At 69.5% G+C, this 17,363-nt stretch carries 15 protein-coding genes; 8 read left to right on the top strand and 7 right to left on the bottom strand.

All coding sequences use genetic code 11. The annotated features are described in order from the left end of the window. Window positions 1-9: 9 nt before the first annotated feature. Window positions 10-558, bottom strand: coding sequence for a YceI family protein (locus tag ACT89H_RS26865; protein ID WP_445111448.1), 549 nt, complete (start codon window positions 556-558; stop codon window positions 10-12). Window positions 559-691: 133 nt separating this feature from the next. Then, on the bottom strand, window positions 692-1,786 hold the full coding sequence (locus ACT89H_RS26860) for an LLM class flavin-dependent oxidoreductase (RefSeq protein ID WP_445111447.1): 1,095 nt from the start codon (window positions 1,784-1,786) through the stop codon (window positions 692-694). A 391-nt stretch (window positions 1,787-2,177) separates the two neighbouring features. Here ACT89H_RS26860 and ACT89H_RS26855 point away from each other — a divergent pair, with 391 nt between their 5' ends. Both ACT89H_RS26855 and ACT89H_RS26850 read left to right on the top strand, forming a co-directional pair. Beyond that, a complete protein-coding gene (locus tag ACT89H_RS26855) occupies window positions 2,178-2,546 on the top strand; it encodes an Rv3235 family protein (protein ID WP_445111446.1) in 369 nt (122 codons plus the stop codon). A 271-nt stretch (window positions 2,547-2,817) separates the two neighbouring features. Next, a complete protein-coding gene (locus ACT89H_RS26850; RefSeq protein WP_445111445.1) occupies window positions 2,818-3,267 on the top strand; it encodes a MarR family winged helix-turn-helix transcriptional regulator in 450 nt (149 codons plus the stop codon). A 1-nt stretch (window position 3,268) separates the two neighbouring features. Here ACT89H_RS26850 and ACT89H_RS26845 read toward each other — a convergent pair whose 3' ends face one another. Further along, complete coding sequence (locus tag ACT89H_RS26845) at window positions 3,269-4,177, bottom strand: cutinase family protein (RefSeq protein WP_445111444.1); 909 nt, start codon at window positions 4,175-4,177, stop codon at window positions 3,269-3,271. A gap of 241 nt (window positions 4,178-4,418) precedes the next feature. On the opposite strand from ACT89H_RS26845, the gene ACT89H_RS26840 reads away from it, so the two are divergent. Further along, window positions 4,419-5,438 (top strand): crotonase/enoyl-CoA hydratase family protein, encoded by a 1,020-nt coding sequence (locus tag ACT89H_RS26840; RefSeq protein WP_445111443.1) that lies wholly within the window; start codon window positions 4,419-4,421, stop codon window positions 5,436-5,438. 108 nt (window positions 5,439-5,546) lie between these two features. On the opposite strand, the gene ACT89H_RS26835 is transcribed toward ACT89H_RS26840, so the two are convergent. Both ACT89H_RS26835 and ACT89H_RS26830 read right to left on the bottom strand, forming a co-directional pair. Continuing rightward, window positions 5,547-8,129 carry an MFS transporter gene (locus tag ACT89H_RS26835; RefSeq protein WP_445111442.1) on the bottom strand — a complete coding sequence of 861 codons (2,583 nt, stop codon included), beginning with the start codon at window positions 8,127-8,129 and terminating at the stop codon, window positions 5,547-5,549. A 9-nt stretch (window positions 8,130-8,138) separates the two neighbouring features. After that, window positions 8,139-8,636, bottom strand: coding sequence for a MarR family winged helix-turn-helix transcriptional regulator (locus ACT89H_RS26830; protein ID WP_445111441.1), 498 nt, complete (start codon window positions 8,634-8,636; stop codon window positions 8,139-8,141). Window positions 8,637-9,281: 645 nt separating this feature from the next. Between ACT89H_RS26830 and ACT89H_RS26825 the strand changes: the two genes are divergently transcribed. Then, window positions 9,282-9,953, top strand: coding sequence for a DUF8176 domain-containing protein (locus ACT89H_RS26825; protein WP_445111440.1), 672 nt, complete (start codon window positions 9,282-9,284; stop codon window positions 9,951-9,953). A gap of 132 nt (window positions 9,954-10,085) precedes the next feature. Here the strand turns inward: ACT89H_RS26825 and ACT89H_RS26820 are convergent, their stop codons facing one another. Then, on the bottom strand, window positions 10,086-11,294 hold the full coding sequence (locus ACT89H_RS26820; RefSeq protein ID WP_445111439.1) for an acyl-CoA dehydrogenase family protein: 1,209 nt from the start codon (window positions 11,292-11,294) through the stop codon (window positions 10,086-10,088). Window positions 11,295-11,832: 538 nt separating this feature from the next. Between ACT89H_RS26820 and ACT89H_RS26815 the strand changes: the two genes are divergently transcribed. From ACT89H_RS26815 to ACT89H_RS26805, 3 genes are all read left to right on the top strand, one after another. Then, window positions 11,833-13,407 carry a hypothetical protein gene (locus tag ACT89H_RS26815; RefSeq protein ID WP_445111438.1) on the top strand — a complete coding sequence of 525 codons (1,575 nt, stop codon included), beginning with the start codon at window positions 11,833-11,835 and terminating at the stop codon, window positions 13,405-13,407. Window positions 13,408-13,710: 303 nt separating this feature from the next. After that, entirely contained in the window at window positions 13,711-14,316 is a 606-nt protein-coding gene (locus tag ACT89H_RS26810; protein ID WP_445111437.1) for a ClpP family protease, read from the top strand. A 91-nt stretch (window positions 14,317-14,407) separates the two neighbouring features. After that, window positions 14,408-15,001: a ClpP family protease gene (locus ACT89H_RS26805; protein WP_445111436.1), complete on the top strand. Its 594-nt coding sequence runs from the start codon at window positions 14,408-14,410 to the stop codon at window positions 14,999-15,001. On the opposite strand, the gene ACT89H_RS26800 is transcribed toward ACT89H_RS26805, so the two are convergent. After that, window positions 15,002-15,388, bottom strand: coding sequence for a helix-turn-helix domain-containing protein (locus ACT89H_RS26800; protein ID WP_445111435.1), 387 nt, complete (start codon window positions 15,386-15,388; stop codon window positions 15,002-15,004). A gap of 128 nt (window positions 15,389-15,516) precedes the next feature. On the opposite strand from ACT89H_RS26800, the gene ilvD reads away from it, so the two are divergent. Beyond that, complete coding sequence (gene ilvD, locus ACT89H_RS26795; RefSeq protein WP_445111434.1) at window positions 15,517-17,217, top strand: dihydroxy-acid dehydratase; 1,701 nt, start codon at window positions 15,517-15,519, stop codon at window positions 17,215-17,217. The last annotated feature ends 146 nt before the right edge of the window (window positions 17,218-17,363 follow it).

Genomic DNA, 17,363 nt, shown 5'->3' with positions numbered 1-17,363 from the left:
GCGTCCGGATCAGGCCTGGAGGGTGACCTCGACTTCGAGGTCGAGCGTGATCTTGTCGCCGATCACCGCGCCGCCGTCGGGCAGCGGCATGTCGATGGTGATGCCGAAGTCGCGGCGGTTGATCACGGTCTTGGCCTCGAAGCCCGCGACCGGGCCGTGGCCCATGCCGGGGTTGACGCCGAGGAACTCCACCTCGAGCGATACCGGCTTGGTGACTCCGCGGATGGTGAATTCGCCGTCCACCACGAAATCGTCGCCGTTCACCCGGAAACCGGTGGACTTGAACGTCGCCACCGGGAACTGCTCGGCCTGGAAGAAGTCCGCGGTGCGCAGGTGCGCGTCGCGCTGCTCGTTGTCGGTGGTGACCGAGTCGACCCGGATCTCGGCCTCGGCCGAGGCGCTGCCGTCCGCGCCGATCACCAGCTTCCCGGAGAAGTCGGTGAAGCGCCCGCGCACCTTGCTGACCATCAGGTGGCGCACCGAGAAGCCGAGGGTGGAGTGGGCGGGGTCGATGGCCCAGGTGCCCGCGGTCAGTGTGTTGGCGGTTCCGGTCGACATGACGTTCTCCTTGATAGTCGAGATGTGAACTAATCGGGTGTAGCGGGGGCGCCGGTCGCCGCGGCGAGCCGACCGGCCGGAAACCGGGTCGACGAGGGCTGCGACAGGCCCGCGCAGACGACGGCGATGCGGGTCATCGGGTCGCCTCCACGGCGGTGTCGCGGGCGGCGACCAGGCTCTCGTGCGTCGGAGCGTCCGGGACGTGCGCCGGGCGCAGGGCCGCGAATTCCCTGCGCAGCACCGGCACTACTTCCTCGCCGAGCAGGTCCAACTGCTCCAGCACGGTCTTCAGCGGAAGGCCCGCGTGATCCATCAGGAACAGCTGGCGCTGGTAGTCGCCGAACGACTCGCGGAAGGTGAGCGTCTTGTCGATGACCTGCTGCGGGCTGCCCACGGTCAGTGGGGTCTGCTCGGTGAACTCCTCCAGCGACGGGCCGTGCCCGTACACCGGCGCGTTGTCGAAATAGGGGCGGAACTCGCGCACCGCGTCCTGGGAGTTCTTGCGCATGAACACCTGCCCGCCCAGGCCGACGATCGCCTGGTCGGCGGAGCCGTGGCCGTAGTGCTCGTAGCGCTGCCGGTACAGCCCGATCAGCCGCTGGAAGTGCTCTTTGGGCCAGAAGATGTTGTTGGCGAAGAAGCCGTCACCGTAGTAGGCGGCCTGCTCGGCGATCTCGGGGCTGCGGATAGATCCGTGCCAGACGAACGGCGGAACGTCGTCCAGCGGGCGCGGGGTGGAGGTGAACGACTGCAACGGCGTGCGGAATCTGCCTTCCCAGTCGACCACGTCTTCGCGCCAGAGCCGATGTAACAGGTGGTAGTTCTCGATCGCCAGCGCGAGGCCGTCGCGGATATCCTTGCCGAACCACGGGTAGACCGGCCCGGTGTTGCCGCGGCCGAGCATGAGGTCGACCCGCCCCTCGGCCAAGTGCTGCAACATGGCGAAGTCCTCGGCGATCTTCACCGGATCGTTCGTGGTGATGAGGGTCGTCGCGGTGGAGAGTCGAAGCCGCTCGGTCCGCGCCGCGATGTAGCCGAGCATGGTCGTCGGCGACGACGGCACGAACGGCCGGTTGTGGTGCTCGCCGGTGGCGAACACGTCCAACCCGACCTCCTCGGCCTTGCGCGCGATCGTCACCATGGCGGTGATGCGCTCGTGCTCACTCGGTGTCCGGCCGGTCGTGGGGTCGGCCGTCACATCACCGACCGTGAAGATTCCGAACTGCACGACGCCTCCTTCGTGCTCAGTCTGACTCAATTTGGTGGATATGGCAACCAAAGGAACAGGGCGGGGTGTGCGGGTATTCCCCCGCGTGACGGTGTGGCGTCGGTGCCGGGTCGGTCGTCGTACGCGCCCGATCCGGGCCGGAATCGGGTAGCCGACTACGCGCGACTTCCGGCGCTCGGTCCGCAGAATCGGTCGCCACAGGGTTTCGACCATCGGTTTCGAAGGGATTTGCATGGCTGGATATCACGACTGGTTGGCGCCTGCTCCGAATCCGGAGCCGCCCTTGGACAGTCGCTCCGATACTCGTGAACCGGCGCCCGCTCGGGCATTACCTTGCCGCGCGCGGCCGCGTGCCGTGTCCGGCCGGTCGAGTGCCGGACTGCGCAGCGCGGTGCGGCGAAGTCATGCGCCCGCGGCGTCGGCGGCAGGCGAAACCTATTCGGCCGCACGGCGGTTCGCCGAGTCGGCGGTCCGCATCGTCTTGGAAGTGCTCGACCGCAGGAGACCTGTGCCGCAACTGGCCGTAGTCGCCGACGCCACGGTCGTCGCCGCGGTGCGCACATTGCTCGACGCCCGTTACGTCCCGGGTCGCGCCCTCGGCGTCGCGGTGCCGATCCGGGTGAGCGTCGTGCTCGCTGACGCCAGGACCGCCGAGGTCTTCGCCGCGTATGCCCGCGGCGGGCGCCGTTTCGCTCTGGCGGCACGCATCGTGCGGACCCGCTCGGCCGGCTGGCGGCTGACGGCGCTGCGCATCCGATGACGCGGCGCGGCGGTCGGCCGAGCTGGACGGACCGTCGCGCCATGCCGGTCGATGACGGTGCGGGGGCGCCAGGCGGGCCACCGCGCCTTGCGCCGGAAATCCAGCAGCGACGTCGCCGGCCGCTGGCGCCTCGCGGCCCGCGCGTCGAATTCGGCGGTGAAGGGCTGCGTGTGCTCGTCGGCCGCCGCGGCGCGCAGGTTGCGGGCGAGGAATCCGCTGCCGACCTTCTGGACGGTTGTTCAAATTGGAACAAGAAGGCTAGGGTGGAGCTGTGGAGACCAGGTGGCTGAACGCGCGCGAGATGCAGGTATGGGAGAGCTTCCTCGCGGCGGGCGCGCTGGTGGGCCGCGAAGTGGAACGGCAGCTCAAGCGGGAAGGGCTGTCCCACACGCAGTACGAGGTGCTGGTGCGGCTCGCCGACGCGCCCGAAGGCCGCCTGCGGATGACGGAACTCGCCGACGCGCTCTACACCTCCAAAAGTGGGTTGACCTACCAGGTGACGCAGCTGGAGAAGGCCGGGCTGCTGGTGCGCGAGACCTGCCCGACCGATGTGCGTGGCGTCATCGCCGTGCTCACCGAAGCGGGTCGGGACAGGCTGGCGCAGCTCGCGCCGGAGCATGTCGCGACCGTCCGCCGCGTCCTCGTCGACGTGCTCAGCGCCGCCCAGCAGAGTGCCGTCGCCGACGGTCTGGGCGAGGTCGCGCGCAGGCTCGCTCCCTGACTCAGGCCAGCGACGCCAGCCAGTTGTGCATCCACGACAGCGCGGTCGCTCCGTCGCCGACGCGGTAGCTGCCGTAGGCGGTATGTGCCTGAGAGCGGTAGAACTCGTCCAGCAATCGGGCCCGTTCCTGGTTCGCCGACTCCGACAACTGGCTCTGCAACACGGGGATGCCGCCGTTGGACATCAGATCGCCGACGATGGCTCCCATTTCCAGCTGGTAGCGCCAGAGGTTGGCCGGGTCGGGACGCGAGGTCTGGGCCAGGAAGCCCGCGAAGCGGGTCACGAAATCGTCCGAAGCCGTGGAGCAGTACAGATCGCCTGCGGCGCAGATGGTGCGGGTCTGCGGGCTGACCCAGCCGAAGCCGCCGATGCGGGGACCGCCCGCGCCCGCGCCGCCCACCGGAGGACCGACCAGCGCGTCGGTGGGAGAGCGGCGGGGGTCGGAGATGAGCCCGACCGCCGCGATCCGCTGCGGCGGCACGACGCCGAGGCCGGTGCCGATCTCGGCGGCCAGATCACCCGCGGCGTCGGCGCCCTGGCTGTAGCCGAGCAAGGCGATCTTGGTCGCGCCGCAGGTCCTCGCCATCGCCCCGATCATGCCGCGCGCGTTGTCGACGGCCTCGCGTTTGGAGGCGCCGTAAACCTCGCTCTCCCACGGGAAGGCGGTCGCGGCGTAGCTGACGTAGTCCACTCGCGCCGAGGGCGGCAGTCCGTCGGTGACTCCGGTCAGCATCCCCGGGCCGGGGCGCTCGCCGTCCGGCCGGTCGGTGGTTTCCCAGGTGCCCGGGATCGCCACCACGTACATGGTCGGGCACTCCGGCTCGGCGACGGCGGGCCCGCTGCCCGGTCCGACGCACGACAGCGCCATCGCCGTGACACCGATGGCCGCCGAGATCCACTTCGATCGCATGGCGTTGCTCCTGGTAGTACAGGCGCCGCAGGCGCTCCCCGGCAGGAATGGCCTCCGCCGGGCGCCGTGCGGTGGTCGAAGGCCCCGTCGAAGGCTGCATTGAGACCCGATGGTCTCGAAGTGCAGCCAGGATAGCGAGAGCGTGCGAGACGGCACAATCTGTTGTACAAGTGATGCACGTCACATGAATAGCACCCGGTAGCTGCGGAGACGGGTTCCGGACCAGAGTCGAAGGGAAACGATGACCGACAGCGACAGCCAGGCCGAAGGCGGCCTGGGCGCGTGGTACCGCGGATGGACCGAGCAGCCGGACTCGCCGTGGGCCGGGCGCCCCGACCCGGACGACGCGCGCGAGTACCGGACCCTGACCTACGAGCGGGACGGCCGCATCGCGCGCATCACCTTCGACCGGCCGGAGAAGGGCAACGCCATCACGCCCGACACGCCCAACGACTTGGCGCACGCGGTGGAACGCGCGGATCTGGACCCGCGGGTGCACGTGATCCTGCTGTCCGGGCGCGGCAAGGGGTTCTGCGGCGGATACGACCTGAGCATGTTCGCCGAGCAGAGCTTCGCGGGGGCGGGCGGTCCCGCCGACGCGGCGGGAACGGTCGTCGATCCGGTGGTGCAGGGGCGCAATCACGATCCGGCGCGCACCTGGGACCCGATGATCGACTACGCGATGATGAGCCGCTTCAACCGCGGTTTCGCCAGCCTGCTGCAGGCGAACAAGCCGACCGTGGCCAAGCTGCACGGCTTCGCCGTGGCCGGCGGCAGCGACATCGCGCTGTTCGCCGATCAGATCATCTGCGCCGATGACACCAAGATCGGCTACCCGCCCACCCGCGTCTGGGGTGTCCCCGCAGGGGGAATGTGGGCGCATCGCCTCGGTGACCAGCGCGCCAAGCGTCTGCTGTTCACCGGCGACTGCCTCACCGGCAAGCAAGCGGTGGAGTGGGGCCTGGCGATCGAATCCTGGCCCGCCGGCGAACTCGACGCGCGCACCGAGGAATTCGTCGCGCGGATCGCGCGCATGCCGATCAACCAGCTGATGATGGCCAAACTGGCGCTCAACTCGGCGTTGTACACCCAGGGCGTGGCCAACTCGGGCATGATCAGCACCGTCTTCGACGGCATCTCCCGGCACACCACGGAGGGCTATGCCTTCCAGACCCGAGCCGCCACGGCCGGTTTCCGTACGGCGGTCCGGGAACGCGACGAACCGTTCGGCGACCACAAACGCGATCGGTCGGCGGGATGAGCCACTGCCAGGCCGTGCTGCGCGAGGACCTGCCGAGCCGATGGGCGTGAACGGCGCGGGGCGGTGGTCCGGTGACCACCGCCCCGCGCGCGTACTACGCAGAATCCGTCAGCGGACGGGCGGAACCTTGCCGGTCGCTTCGTCCTCGAGGTCGTAGCCCAGCCGCACATCGTGGGCCACCTCGCCGCCGGTCACCGTGATCCGGCTGGTCACCGCGGGGTAGCCGCGTGCGACGACCGTGTAGTCGCCTTCGGCGAGATCCGTGACGACATAATGCCCGGTCTCGTCGGTGCGCGTCGTCGCGGTCAGGACGCCCGCCGCGTCGAGCACGCTGATCTGCGCATCCGCGACGGCCCGGCCGCCGTCCGACCACACCGACCCGGCCAGCACCGCCATCGGCGTGAGGTCGATGTCGTGGTGCAGCAGTCCGCTGTCCGGCACGGTCAGCGCGGTCGCGCTGGGACGCATGTGCTCGGCGACCGCGACGACGGTGTATGTGCCGGGCACCACGCCGTGGCACACGTAGCCGCCGTCGGCGGCCGCGCTCGCGGATCCGACGACCTCGCCCTCCAGATCGGTCAGCGTGACGGTCGCGCCGGGCAGCGGCTCACCGAGGGTGCTCGACCGGACGACGCCGGTCACCTCGCCGGAGCCGAGCAAGGTGACGTCGAATTGCTGCGGCCGGTCGCCGACGGTCACGTTGACCGCGGCGGGCTGATGACCGGCGGCCGACACGATCAGCACGTAGTTCCCCGCGTCGGGCGCACCGACGAGGTAACTGCCATCCGCGCCTCCGCTCGTCCGCGCGGCCTGCCGCCCCTGCTGGTCGATCAGCGTCAGTGCCGCCGCGGGCACCGGCCTGCCGTCTTCGCGATGGACGTAGCCGCCGAGCGAACGGCCTTCGTGCTCGGCGCTGTCGAAACTCGCCCGCGGTTCGCGCAGGTACGCGCCGTTGCCGGCCGGATCGCCCGAGGCATGGCCGTTCGCGGCCGCGGCCAGCACCGGTTCCGGCTCCGACAGCGCCTGTGCGGCGCCCTCCCAGACCTGATCCGCGTCCCAGTGCGACTCGGCGGCGTCGGTCTTCTCGGCCGGCGTCTTCTCGGCCGGCGTCTGCGCGGCGGGCGCCGGAGTGTCCTGGAGCGGAATCTCTTTCATGAACATGAGCACCACGCAGGCCAGCAGCGCGACTCCGGCCGCCGCGTAGAACACCCCGTGCATGGAGTTGGTGAAGCCGGTGAGGATCGGCACCTTCAGCGCGTCCGGCAGCGTCGCGATGCCGCTGGTGTTGGACTGCATTCCGCTGAGCTGCTCGGCCCCGAACCCGGGCGGCAGTACGCCGCCGAACGCATCGGTGATCCGGTGCGGCAGCAGATTGAACAGGATGGTCAGGAACACCGCGACACCGAGCGTGCCGCCCATCTGCCGGAAGAAGGTGGCCGACGCGGTGGAAACGCCCATGTCCGAGCGCGGCCCGGCGTTCTGCGCCGCGATGATCAGCGTCTGCATACAACAGCCGAGCCCGAGCCCGATCAGTCCGCCGATGGCCAGCGGCTGCCACAGTGGGCTGTCGTAGCGCACCTGCGCGTACAGGGTCGCGCCGATCGCGACGATGAACGTGCCGGCCACCGGCAGGATCTTGTAGCGACCCGTGCGTTTGGTGATCCGTCCTGCCGCCTGTGAGCCGATCATGATGCCGAGCACCAAGGGCAGCATCAGCAAGCCTGCCTTCGTCGGCGAGTAGCCGCGCACGACTTGGAAATACTGCGGAACCATGGTGATCGCGCCGAACATCGCGACGCCGACGATGAACCCGCCCGCGATGGTGACGCTGAACGTCGAGCTCTTGAACAGCCGCAACGGGATCAGTGCGGAATCCTTCATGAAGAACTCGACCAGGACGAACAGCACCAGACCCGCCGCGCCGATGCCGTAGCAGAGCAGTGAGCGATGCGAGGCCCATCCCCAGTGCCTGCCTTGTTCGGCGACGATCAGCAGCGGCACCACGCAGATGGTCAGCGCCAGCGCGCCGAACCAGTCGATTCGGTGGTGCTGACGCTGGTGCGGCACGTTGAGCACCTTGGCGACCACGAGCAGCGCGAGCATGCCGACCGGGACGTTCACCAGGAACACCCAGCGCCAGCCCTCGATGCCGCCGAGTTCTTCGTAGTCGGAGAAGAAGCCGCCGAGTACCGGGCCCAACACGGTGGCCGTGCCGAAGACCATCATGAAATATCCCTGGTAGCGCACCCGTTCGCGCGCGGGGACGATGTCGCCGATGATGGTGAACGCCAACGACATCAGCCCGCCCGCGCCCAGGCCCTGGAACGCGCGGAACGCGGCGAGCTGGTACATCGAGGTGGCGAAGGTGCACGCCACCGAACCGATGACGAACAGGCTGATCGCCGTGAGGTAGAACGGCTTGCGGCCGTAGATGTCGGCCAATTTCCCGTACAGCGGCGTGGTGATCGTCGCGGTGATCAGGTAAGCGGTGGTCGCCCAGGCCTGTTCGTCGAAGCCGTGCAGGCTGTTGGCGATCTTGACGATCGCGACGCTGACGATGTTCTGGTCGAGCGCGGCCAGGAACATGCCGAGCAGTAGACCGGACAGAATGGTCAGGATCTGCCGGTGCGACAGGGACGTGTCCGCGCCTGCGGCCGAGTTCCGCGGAGCCCGGGTGGTGGAAGTCGTCATGAATGAGCCCTATTTCGGATCGGCTGGGTGTCGGGTGGTGGTCTCTATTCCTGCGGTGAGCCGGTCGAGCAGCGCGGTCAAGGTGTCGCGGTCCGGTGCGGGCCAGTCGGCCAGGATGTCGGCCAGCCACCGGTTGCGCTGGGCGCGATTCTCCTCGAAGACGCGAACGCCTTCCGCGGTGGCCGCCAGCACGCACGCGCGGCCGTCGACCGGGTCGGCTCGGCGCTCGACCAGGCCGTGCGCCACGAGGTGTCTGCTCTGTCTGCTGATGGTGGACGCCTCGGCGTGCAGCAATTCGGCGAGCCTGCCCGCGCGCTGCGGTCCTTCGTGCACAAGCGTGAACAGTACGGCGTAGGCGAGTCGCTCCAGCCCGTCCGGACCGGGCCGTGCGGGTTGCCATTTTGTGCGGTTGACCGCACGCATGAACCGGACGAGCCGCTGACCGAGTTCGTCGGCGGCCGCGAGTTCGGCCGCCGTGACCCGGCGTTCGCGAGCGGTTGTGGACATGACACTCCCCTCGACGTTCCCGCCGGCAATTTGATTTCCAACCACAACTAGTTGCTTTAAGCAACTATACATCCGCGTTGCCGACGGGCTGCGAGGTGGGTCGAGGTGGGTCATGCGCCGCGCGCGTTGCTGCCGTCGATGGCGTGCCCGAGTAACTTGTTCGCTTCCGTGCCGCTTCGCCGACCGATTGCCGCTGGGAGCCGGTCGGCGGCGGGGAGTCCGGCGGGACAGCTCGATCAGGCAGCGGGTCCGGGAACGTCGTTCATGGTCGAGACGAGGATGGGGAACTGCGGTCCGGGTGGCGGGGGCGGGGGATACGGCTGTGGCTGCGGCTGGTGGGCGGGATGTTGCGGGTAGGGCGGGGGCATCGGCCGGCTCATGTGCGGGATGCTACGGCCCGGAGGCGGCTGCGGTCGTCTCTGTCCGGGCCGAAGGTCGCCCATTGCCCGCAACCGCACCGGCCGCCCGGTCCGTTCGCCCGGTATCACCTGCTCCGGGACCGTCGCGGCGGAGTTCGGGCCTTGTCTGTTGAGCATTCGACCGACAGAATCCAAAGAAATATGCAATGTTGTTACTGCGCAACGGCATTGAGAGGGAACCCACGGTGGCCGAATAGGCGCCGGTAAAAGGGGGTGCGGCGAGATCATGTCGTCGAACACGTCCGAGCCCGGCGGTCGACGCGCCCGCCCGGGGCGGGTCCGGGCCGAACGCGTGCCCACGTGGCCCGGGATGATCTCCGCCCATGAGCCGCCGCGCCGGGAACGCAATCGGCATCGGGCCCGCCGCGATCGACCTCGCGCGCGGCGGGGCGCGCGCCGCGCGTGGCTGGTCGGCGCCGCCGGACTGGCCGCCTCGCTCGCCGCCGCCGCGCTGGTCCTGGTGTACACCGACGCGGCCTCCGGCCCCCGGCAATCGGCCACGGTGGCGGACCCGGTGCTGGGCGGCGGCCCCGGCTGCGAGCCGACCCGCGGTGCACAATTGGTGCGCGGCAACGGAACCGGCTCCACCGCGTCGGGACCGGACGTGATCCTGGCCTTCCAGCACGCCTACTACGTGACCAGGTCGGGAGCGGTGGCGCGATCGCTGACGGTGCCGGACGCCGTGGTGCCGCCGGTCGCGGTGATCGACGCGGGCATCGCCTCCGTCCCCACGGGGACGCAGCACTGCGTCATGGTCACCCCCATGCTCGACGGACGCTACGACGTGGTGATCACCGAGTCGCGCCCCGACGCCACGAGCCGCACCTACCGTCAGTTCGTCACGGTGGTAACCGCCGACGGCGGGGCCACCATCAGCAAGATCACCGCACCGAACTGAGTCCGGTCCCGCGTCGCACTGCTCCAGCGCCGGGCTCCTGGCGACGAAGCCACTGCCGGGGCCGGGCGTCGCCCTGGTCGGCGGCCGCCCGCAGCGATCTCGCCCGCGAGACGGCGGTGGCCTCGGGAACGCTCACCGGTCCGTGCCGTATTTGCGCAGCTCCTGGCGGGCGATCACGCCGAGGTGTACCTCGTCGGGGCCGTCGGCGAAGCGCAGCGAACGAATACCGGCGAACGCGCGCGCCAGCGGGAAGTCATCGGAAAGTCCCGCGCCGCCGTGCAATTGGATCGCCATGTCGAGCACCTCCTGGGTCATCCTCGGCACGACCGCCTTGATCTGGGAGACCTCGCTGCGCGCGCCGGCCGAGCCCCTGGTGTCCAGCAGCCAGGCGGTGTTCAGCACGAGCAGCCGCGCCTGATCGATCGCGACGCGTGCGTTGGCGATGCGTTCGCGGTTGCCGCCGAGGTTGGCCAGCGGCTTGCCGAACGCGGTGCGCGACAGGGCGCGGCGGCAGGCCAGTTCGAGTGCGCGCTCGGCCAAGCCGATGGCGCGCATGCAGTGGTGGATGCGGCCGGGACCGAGACGGCCCTGTGCGATCTCGAAGCCGCGTCCGGGCCCGGCGATCACGGCGTCCAGCGGAAGCCGCACGTCGGTGAAGGTGACTTCGCCGTGGCCGAAGGGTTCGTCCAGGTAGCCGAAGGTGGTGAGCATCCGTTCGACCCGCACACCCGGCGTGTCCAGCGGGACCAGCACCATCGAGTGCCGCTGATACGGGTGCGCCTGCGGGTCGGTGCGGCCCATGAAGATGACGAACTCGCAGTTCGGGTGGCCGATGCCGGTGCTCCACCATTTGCGGCCGTTGAGCACGATCTCCTCGCCGTCCAGCACGGCGGTCGCGGCCATGTTGGTCGCGTCCGAGGAGGCCACGTCGGGCTCGGTCATGCAGAACGCCGAGCGGATCGTGCCGTCCAGCAGGGGGCGCAGCCACTGCTGCCGTTGTTCGGCACTGCCGTAGTGCAGCAGGACCTCGGCGTTGCCGGTGTCGGGCGCGTTGCAGTTGAACACTTCCGGCGCCCAGCCGGAACTGCCCATCGCCTCCGCCACCGGGGCGTACTCGACGTTGCTCAGCCCGGCGCCCAGTTCCGGATCGGGCAGGAAGAGGTTCCACAGGCCGGCGTCCCGCGCTTTCCTTTTGAGCTCCTCGACCACCGGGGGGACCGCCCAGGGTGATTCCCGCAGGGCGGCGGCGTGCTCCTCGTCGCGCGGCTCGATCTCGTCGCGCACGAACTGCCGCACCTGGTCGGTGACGCGGACGGCACGGTCGGAATGCGTGAAATCCATAACCATCCTCGGGATCCGCTGAGCTTTGCTCAACTTCCGGTCAGGTCATTGGTAGCACATTGCCGGGATCGGTCTGGGCATGCTGATCGACCGGCCCCGGCACCAGATCACCCTCGGTCGCGCGGCAGGCGGGCATCTCGCGCGGGCTGCTCTTCCACTATTTCCCGACCGAGTATTTCCCGACCGAGCAGGACTATTACGCGCGGCTCGTCCGCGCCGCGTCACAACGATTCCTGCGCGCGACCGGCTCGGACCCCGGCGCCGCGGACCCGCTCGCGTCGATGATCGCCGATTTCGTGAGCTAGCTGCGCAAGCGCAGCGGACCGCTGGTGGGGCTGTTGCGTGCGTCGGAAGGAAGTGCCTGCGACCGCCGGGAAATCACGCCGCACAGCGTGTGTCGGCCGCGGCGCGCCGAATAGTTTTGCGAGATGGCAAATGGACAGTTTCGCCGCCAGCGGTGGATCGACTATGAATGAAACGTGCCGTTGCCATACGTGATCACTTGTCTGCCATCGCGTCTCCCGTGCGGGGAGCGCTGATGGTCATCGAACATCCCATCGAGGACGAGGTTACACAGCTGGCGAGGCGGGTCGAGAAGGCCCGTGGACGGCTCGCCTACCAGTTCGATCCCGCGCTCACCCAGGCGCTGTCGGAGGACGAACTGTATGCCGAACGTGAGCTCGCCGAACGGATTCGCACCCAGGAGCGCGGACAGCGCTGGAAAGAGGCGCAGGCTGCCGCCGCGGCATCCGACCGCGCCAGGCAGACCACCGAAGCGATCGAGAAGGCCGACATGCGAGACCTGCTGCTCGCCCGCAAGGCGATTGCCGCGCAACGACGCGAATCCAGCCCGCACGCGAAACTGGCCTCGCTGTATCGGCATCGGTCCTGGTCGTTGCGCGCGCTGGCCGGTGTCGTCGCGGCGGGCATGTTGTGGTCGGCGGTCAACGTCCAGCACAACATCGCTCCCGGTGGCGCGACCGATCCGCTGTACTGGTTCAGCTACCTGCTCGAAGGCATGATCAGCGTCTGCCTGATCATCATCATGATCGGCACCAACAAGGTCGCCGAATGGGGTGTGGCCGACAACCGCCGCCAGGTCGCGGCCGCCGAAGTCGCCCTGCTGGCCCTGACCGTCAGCCTCAACACCTATCCCTACCTGCGCATCGGCGCCTGGTACGACGCGGCCGTGCACGCCATCGCGCCGGTGATGATCGGTGTCGCGCTGCTCATCCACGACGCCGCGAGCGCCCGCTACGGCCTCGCCATCGCCCGGGCCACCGAGCAGGTCCGCGACCTGCCCGACCCGGCCGAGCAGATCCGGCTCACGCTGCCCAGATACCGGACGCCGGTCGCGCCGGAGGCGCCGAGCGTCCCGCACGACCAGCTGAATCAGGAGCCGCACACCGTAGTGGCCGCGCCCACAGTGGAGACTGTCGAGCAGCACGTGGTCGAGGTCGCCGAAACCCAGTTCCCGTCGGAGGTTTCCGACGAACAACCCGTGGCCACGGTGAAAGCCGAGAAGAAGCGGCCGCCGGTCGAGGTGCCGCCCAAGCCCGTACTACCCGAGTCGATCGAGGATCTCGACGCGATGGCGGCCTTCGATGCGCGGTCCACCTCGCCGGTGCGAGTCGAGAACGCCGACGTCATCGTGACCAATGGTGGTGCGCCCGCCACCGATGGCGACAAGCTCGCCGCGACCGAGCCCGCGGCGCCGGTTTCGGCGGCCGACTCCGAGGAACGGCCCGCCGCCCGCGTGCTCGCCGATGAGCCCGCTCCGGCGAAGGTGGTCGTCCGGCAGACGCCGCAGGCCAAGCCGCGCACGGCGGTGTCCGAGGCGGAGATTCCGACGGCCGAGCTCCCGGCCCTCATCCGGCCACCACTGGCCGACGGCAAGAATGACAGCTCGACGCCGGAGCCGAAGAACGGCAAGGACAGCCCCAAGCCCGACGGCGCGCAGCCGCCGACGGCCCGCACGCCCGACATCTACGACACCGGTTCGTTCCGCGTCGCCGACATCCTCGAGCAGGAACTCGCCGAGTTGCAGGCCGAACGCCGCCGCGCCCGCACCAGCAGGCAGCGTTCCGCCTCCACCGCGGGCCGCGAGTCCTAGCGAGCCCGTCCCGCCGATGATGCCCGCCGGCGCACCGCGCGCCCGGCGGGCATCGCCGTCTCCGGACGTGCTCACCGACCGGACGACCGTTGCCGCTGTTACGCCGCGGCCGCCACCGCTTCTCGGAGACGCCCAGCTCGGATGCGTCCCACCAGCGGGAAACCGCGCAACGGCTGGGGGACCTGCGCGAACGGCTGCGCGCTCCTTTCCCGGTACCGGTCCGGGGTCCGTCGCTGCTGGGAGCGGATCTGCCGAGGGCAGCAGGGGAGCCGTCCGGCGCCGCGGGTGCGGCACCGTGGAGCCATGGCTCACGATGACAAGACTCCGATGTTCAGTTGGCGGGCGCGCGAGCAACTGCTCAGCCGCCGCATAGTCGTGCTCGACGGCGCGCTCGACGACGACAACGGGACGCTGCTGATGACTCAGCTGCTCACCCTCGCCGCCGAGGATCCCGAGGCGGGCATCTCGCTGTGGATCCATTCGCCGGGCGGATCGGTGCCCTCGATGCTCGCCATCCGCGACGTCATGCGGCTCGTCCCGTGCGAAGTCTCCACGCTCGCGCTCGGATTGGCTTGCAGCGCAGGACAATTCCTCCTGTCCTCGGGAAGCAGGGGCAAGCGTTTCGCCTTGCCGCACGCCCGGGTGCTGATGCACCAGGGCTCGGCGGGCATCGGCGGCACCGCCGTCGACGTCGAGGTCCAGGCCGACGATCTGCGCTACACCGTGGACACGGTGCTCGGGATCATCGCCGAGGACACCGGCCAGCCGTTCGATCGAATCTACGAGGATTCGCTGCACGACCGTTGGTTCACGGCTGGGCAGGCCAAGGAATACGGCTTCATCGACCACATCGTCGACTCCTTCGGGCAGATCGTCCCGCAACGCCGGCGCGTCGGGATCTCGGCATGAGGTGCGAGCTCGCGGATCGCGGCGGTCAGGACCGGAGGCGGCAGCGCGGCGTGACCATGGCGGGTCCCGCTCATGCCGGAAAGGACACAGCATGAGTACCTACACCATCCCCAATGTGATCGCGCAGCATCCGCGGGGCGGTGAGCGGATCACCGACATCTACTCCCACCTGCTCGCCGAGCGCATCGTCTACCTCGGCACGCCGATCGACTCCGGTGTCGCCAACGCGCTCATCGCGCAGCTGCTGCACCTGGAATCGGAGAGCCCGGAGCAGGAGATCAACCTCTACATCAACTGTGAGGGCGGCGATCTGTCCTCCATGCTCGCCGTGTACGACACCATGCAGCACATTCGATCGCCCGTGCAGACCACGTGCGTCGGCCAGGCGATCGCGGTCGGCGCGGTGCTGCTGGCGGGCGGCGAGCCCGGCCGCCGCGCCATGCTGCCGCACGCCAGGGTGGTGCTGCATCAACCCGCAGCGCGCGGACAGGGCGCGATTCCCGATCTGATCCTGCAAGCCGACGAGCTGGTGCGGCTGCGCGCGGAGATCGAATCGATCCTCTCCCGGCACACCGGGCAGTCGGTGGAGCGGCTACGGCACGACACCGACCGCGACCGCGTCTTCACCGCGCCGGCCGCGATCGAGTACGGGCTCGTCGACCAGATCCTGGGGCGGCGGGACTGATCAGGCTGCCAACGCCATGAGCGTGGGTCCGGCGCCGGATCGCGAAGCAGACCGCGGCAGGAGGGCGATCCGGCGCCGCGCGCGGAGTTCGTCGGCCACCTGGCCGGTGAGTTCACCCAGCGTGATGCCGAGCGATCCGGCCAGGGCAGCGATCATCTCGCTCGACGGCTCCTTACGTCCCCGCTCGACCTCCGACAGATACTGCGGGGAGATGCCCGCCCGCCGGGCCGTCTCGACCAGGGTCTCCCGACGGTCCAGCCGCAGCGTGCGCAACTGCTCGCCGAGCATCTCGCGCCACAAGGGCTCCGGCAGTGTCCGCGAGTCCGGTTGCCGGGTCCGGTCGTCGCGTCCACCGGGGATCGAGTGCAGTCTCGGGTGCTCGCTCATGAGCCGAGCGTACGGTCCGCAGCTGCGGGCCTGCCCGGCATTACGCTCAGGGCGGACGAACGGCGGGTTTTCGCCGATTCGGCGTGGTCGCCGCCTGATCGGTCGCTGGGCGAGCATGATGGGCAACCGTGTCCGAGAAAAACTCCGATCTCAAGCCCCGCAGCCGCGACGTCACCGACGGTCTGGAGAAGACCGCGGCCCGCGGGATGTTGCGGGCGGTCGGCATGGGCGACGACGACTGGGAGAAGCCGCAGATCGGCGTGGCCTCCTCGTGGAACGAGATCACGCCGTGCAATCTGTCGCTGGAGCGGCTCGCCCGGGGGTGCAAGGACGGCGTCTTCTCCGGCGGTGGCTTCCCCATGCAGTTCGGCACCATCTCGGTGTCCGATGGCATCTCCATGGGACACGAGGGGATGCACTTCTCCCTGGTCTCGCGTGAGGTGATCGCCGACAGCGTCGAGACGGTGATGCAAGCCGAGCGGCTCGACGGTTCGGTGCTGTTGGCCGGGTGCGACAAATCGTTGCCCGGAATGCTGATGGCCGCGGCCCGGCTGAACCTGGCGAGCGTGTTCCTCTACGCGGGGTCGATCCTGCCGGGGATCGCCAAGCTCTCCGACGGCAGTGAGCGCGAAGTGACGATCATCGACGCCTTCGAAGCGGTCGGCGCCTGCGCCCGCGGGTTGATGAGCCGGGACGACGTCGCCGCGATCGAGCGGGCGATCTGCCCCGGCGAGGGCGCCTGCGGCGGCATGTACACCGCCAACACGATGGCCGGCGCGGCCGAGGCGCTGGGCATGTCGCTGCCCGGCAGTGCGGCGCCGCCCGCGACCGACCGGCGCCGCGACGGTTACGCCCGCCGCAGTGGCGAGGCCGTCGTCGAGTTGATCCGCCAGGGCATCACTCCCTCCGACATCCTCACCAAACCCGCTTTCGAGAATGCGATCGCGGTCGTCATGGCGTTCGGCGGTTCCACCAATGCCGTGTTGCACCTGCTGGCCATCGCGCACGAGGCGAACGTCGATCTGTCGCTGGACGACTTCGCCCGCATCGGTCGCCGGGTGCCGCACCTGGCGGACGTCAAACCCTTCGGCAACCACGTGATGACCGATGTGGACCGGATCGGGGGCGTGCCGGTCATGATGAAGGCTCTGCTCGAGGCCGGGTTGCTGCACGGCGACTGCCTCACCGTGACGGGACGGACGGTGGCGGAGAACCTGGCCGACATCACCCCGCCGGACCCGGACGGCAAGGTGATCCGCGCGATGGCCGCGCCGATCCATCCGACCGGCGGCATCACCATCCTGTCCGGATCTCTCGCACCGGACGGCGCCGTGGTCAAGTCGGCGGGCTTCGACTCCGAGGTGTTCACTGGCACGGCACGGGTTTTCGATCGGGAACGAGCCGCGATGGACGCGCTCGAAGACGGCACCATCGCGGCGGGCGACGTGGTCGTCATCCGGTACGAGGGGCCGAAGGGCGGTCCCGGAATGCGGGAGATGCTGGCCATCACCGCGGCGATCAAGGGCGCGGGTCTGGGCAAGGACGTGCTGCTGCTCACCGACGGCCGGTTCTCCGGCGGCACCACGGGCCTGTGTGTCGGACACCTCGCGCCGGAAGCCGTCGACGGCGGCCCGATCGCCTTCGTGCGCGACGGTGACCGCATCCGTCTCGAGGTCGCCGCGGGCACGCTCGACCTGCTGGTCGACGCCGACGAGCTCGCCCGTCGCCGCGAAGGGTGGAAACCATTGCCCTCCCGCTACACCCGCGGCGTCCTGGCCAAGTACACGAAGCTGGTGGGCTCGGCTTCGATCGGGGCCGTCTGCGGCTGACAAACGTTCGGTCCAGCCCACGATCCCCGGCCGACTACCGCGGCCGCGCCTGCTCGATCGCGGCGAGTTGCCACCGCTGCGCGGTCGGATGTCGTTCCCGGCGCCACCGCCGCCCCGACTGGCTCCTATGTCGATGACCAGGGCCG

Source organism: Nocardia aegles, assembly GCF_052545135.1.
This window is presented reverse-complemented; position numbering and strand designations above follow the sequence as displayed.

Coding starts and splice junctions, on each gene's coding strand:
- ACT89H_RS26865 (WP_445111448.1), bottom strand. CDS start 558: ATGTCGACCGGAACCGCCAACACACTGACCGCGGGCACCTGGGCCATC.
- ACT89H_RS26845 (WP_445111444.1), bottom strand. CDS start 4,177: ATGCGATCGAAGTGGATCTCGGCGGCCATCGGTGTCACGGCGATGGCG.
- ACT89H_RS26840 (WP_445111443.1), top strand. CDS start 4,419: ATGACCGACAGCGACAGCCAGGCCGAAGGCGGCCTGGGCGCGTGGTAC.
- ACT89H_RS26835 (WP_445111442.1), bottom strand. CDS start 8,129: ATGACGACTTCCACCACCCGGGCTCCGCGGAACTCGGCCGCAGGCGCG.
- ACT89H_RS26830 (WP_445111441.1), bottom strand. CDS start 8,636: ATGTCCACAACCGCTCGCGAACGCCGGGTCACGGCGGCCGAACTCGCG.
- ACT89H_RS26825 (WP_445111440.1), top strand. CDS start 9,282: ATGTCGTCGAACACGTCCGAGCCCGGCGGTCGACGCGCCCGCCCGGGG.
- ACT89H_RS26820 (WP_445111439.1), bottom strand. CDS start 11,294: ATGGATTTCACGCATTCCGACCGTGCCGTCCGCGTCACCGACCAGGTG.
- ACT89H_RS26815 (WP_445111438.1), top strand. CDS start 11,833: ATGGTCATCGAACATCCCATCGAGGACGAGGTTACACAGCTGGCGAGG.
- ACT89H_RS26810 (WP_445111437.1), top strand. CDS start 13,711: ATGGCTCACGATGACAAGACTCCGATGTTCAGTTGGCGGGCGCGCGAG.
- ACT89H_RS26805 (WP_445111436.1), top strand. CDS start 14,408: ATGAGTACCTACACCATCCCCAATGTGATCGCGCAGCATCCGCGGGGC.
- ACT89H_RS26800 (WP_445111435.1), bottom strand. CDS start 15,388: ATGAGCGAGCACCCGAGACTGCACTCGATCCCCGGTGGACGCGACGAC.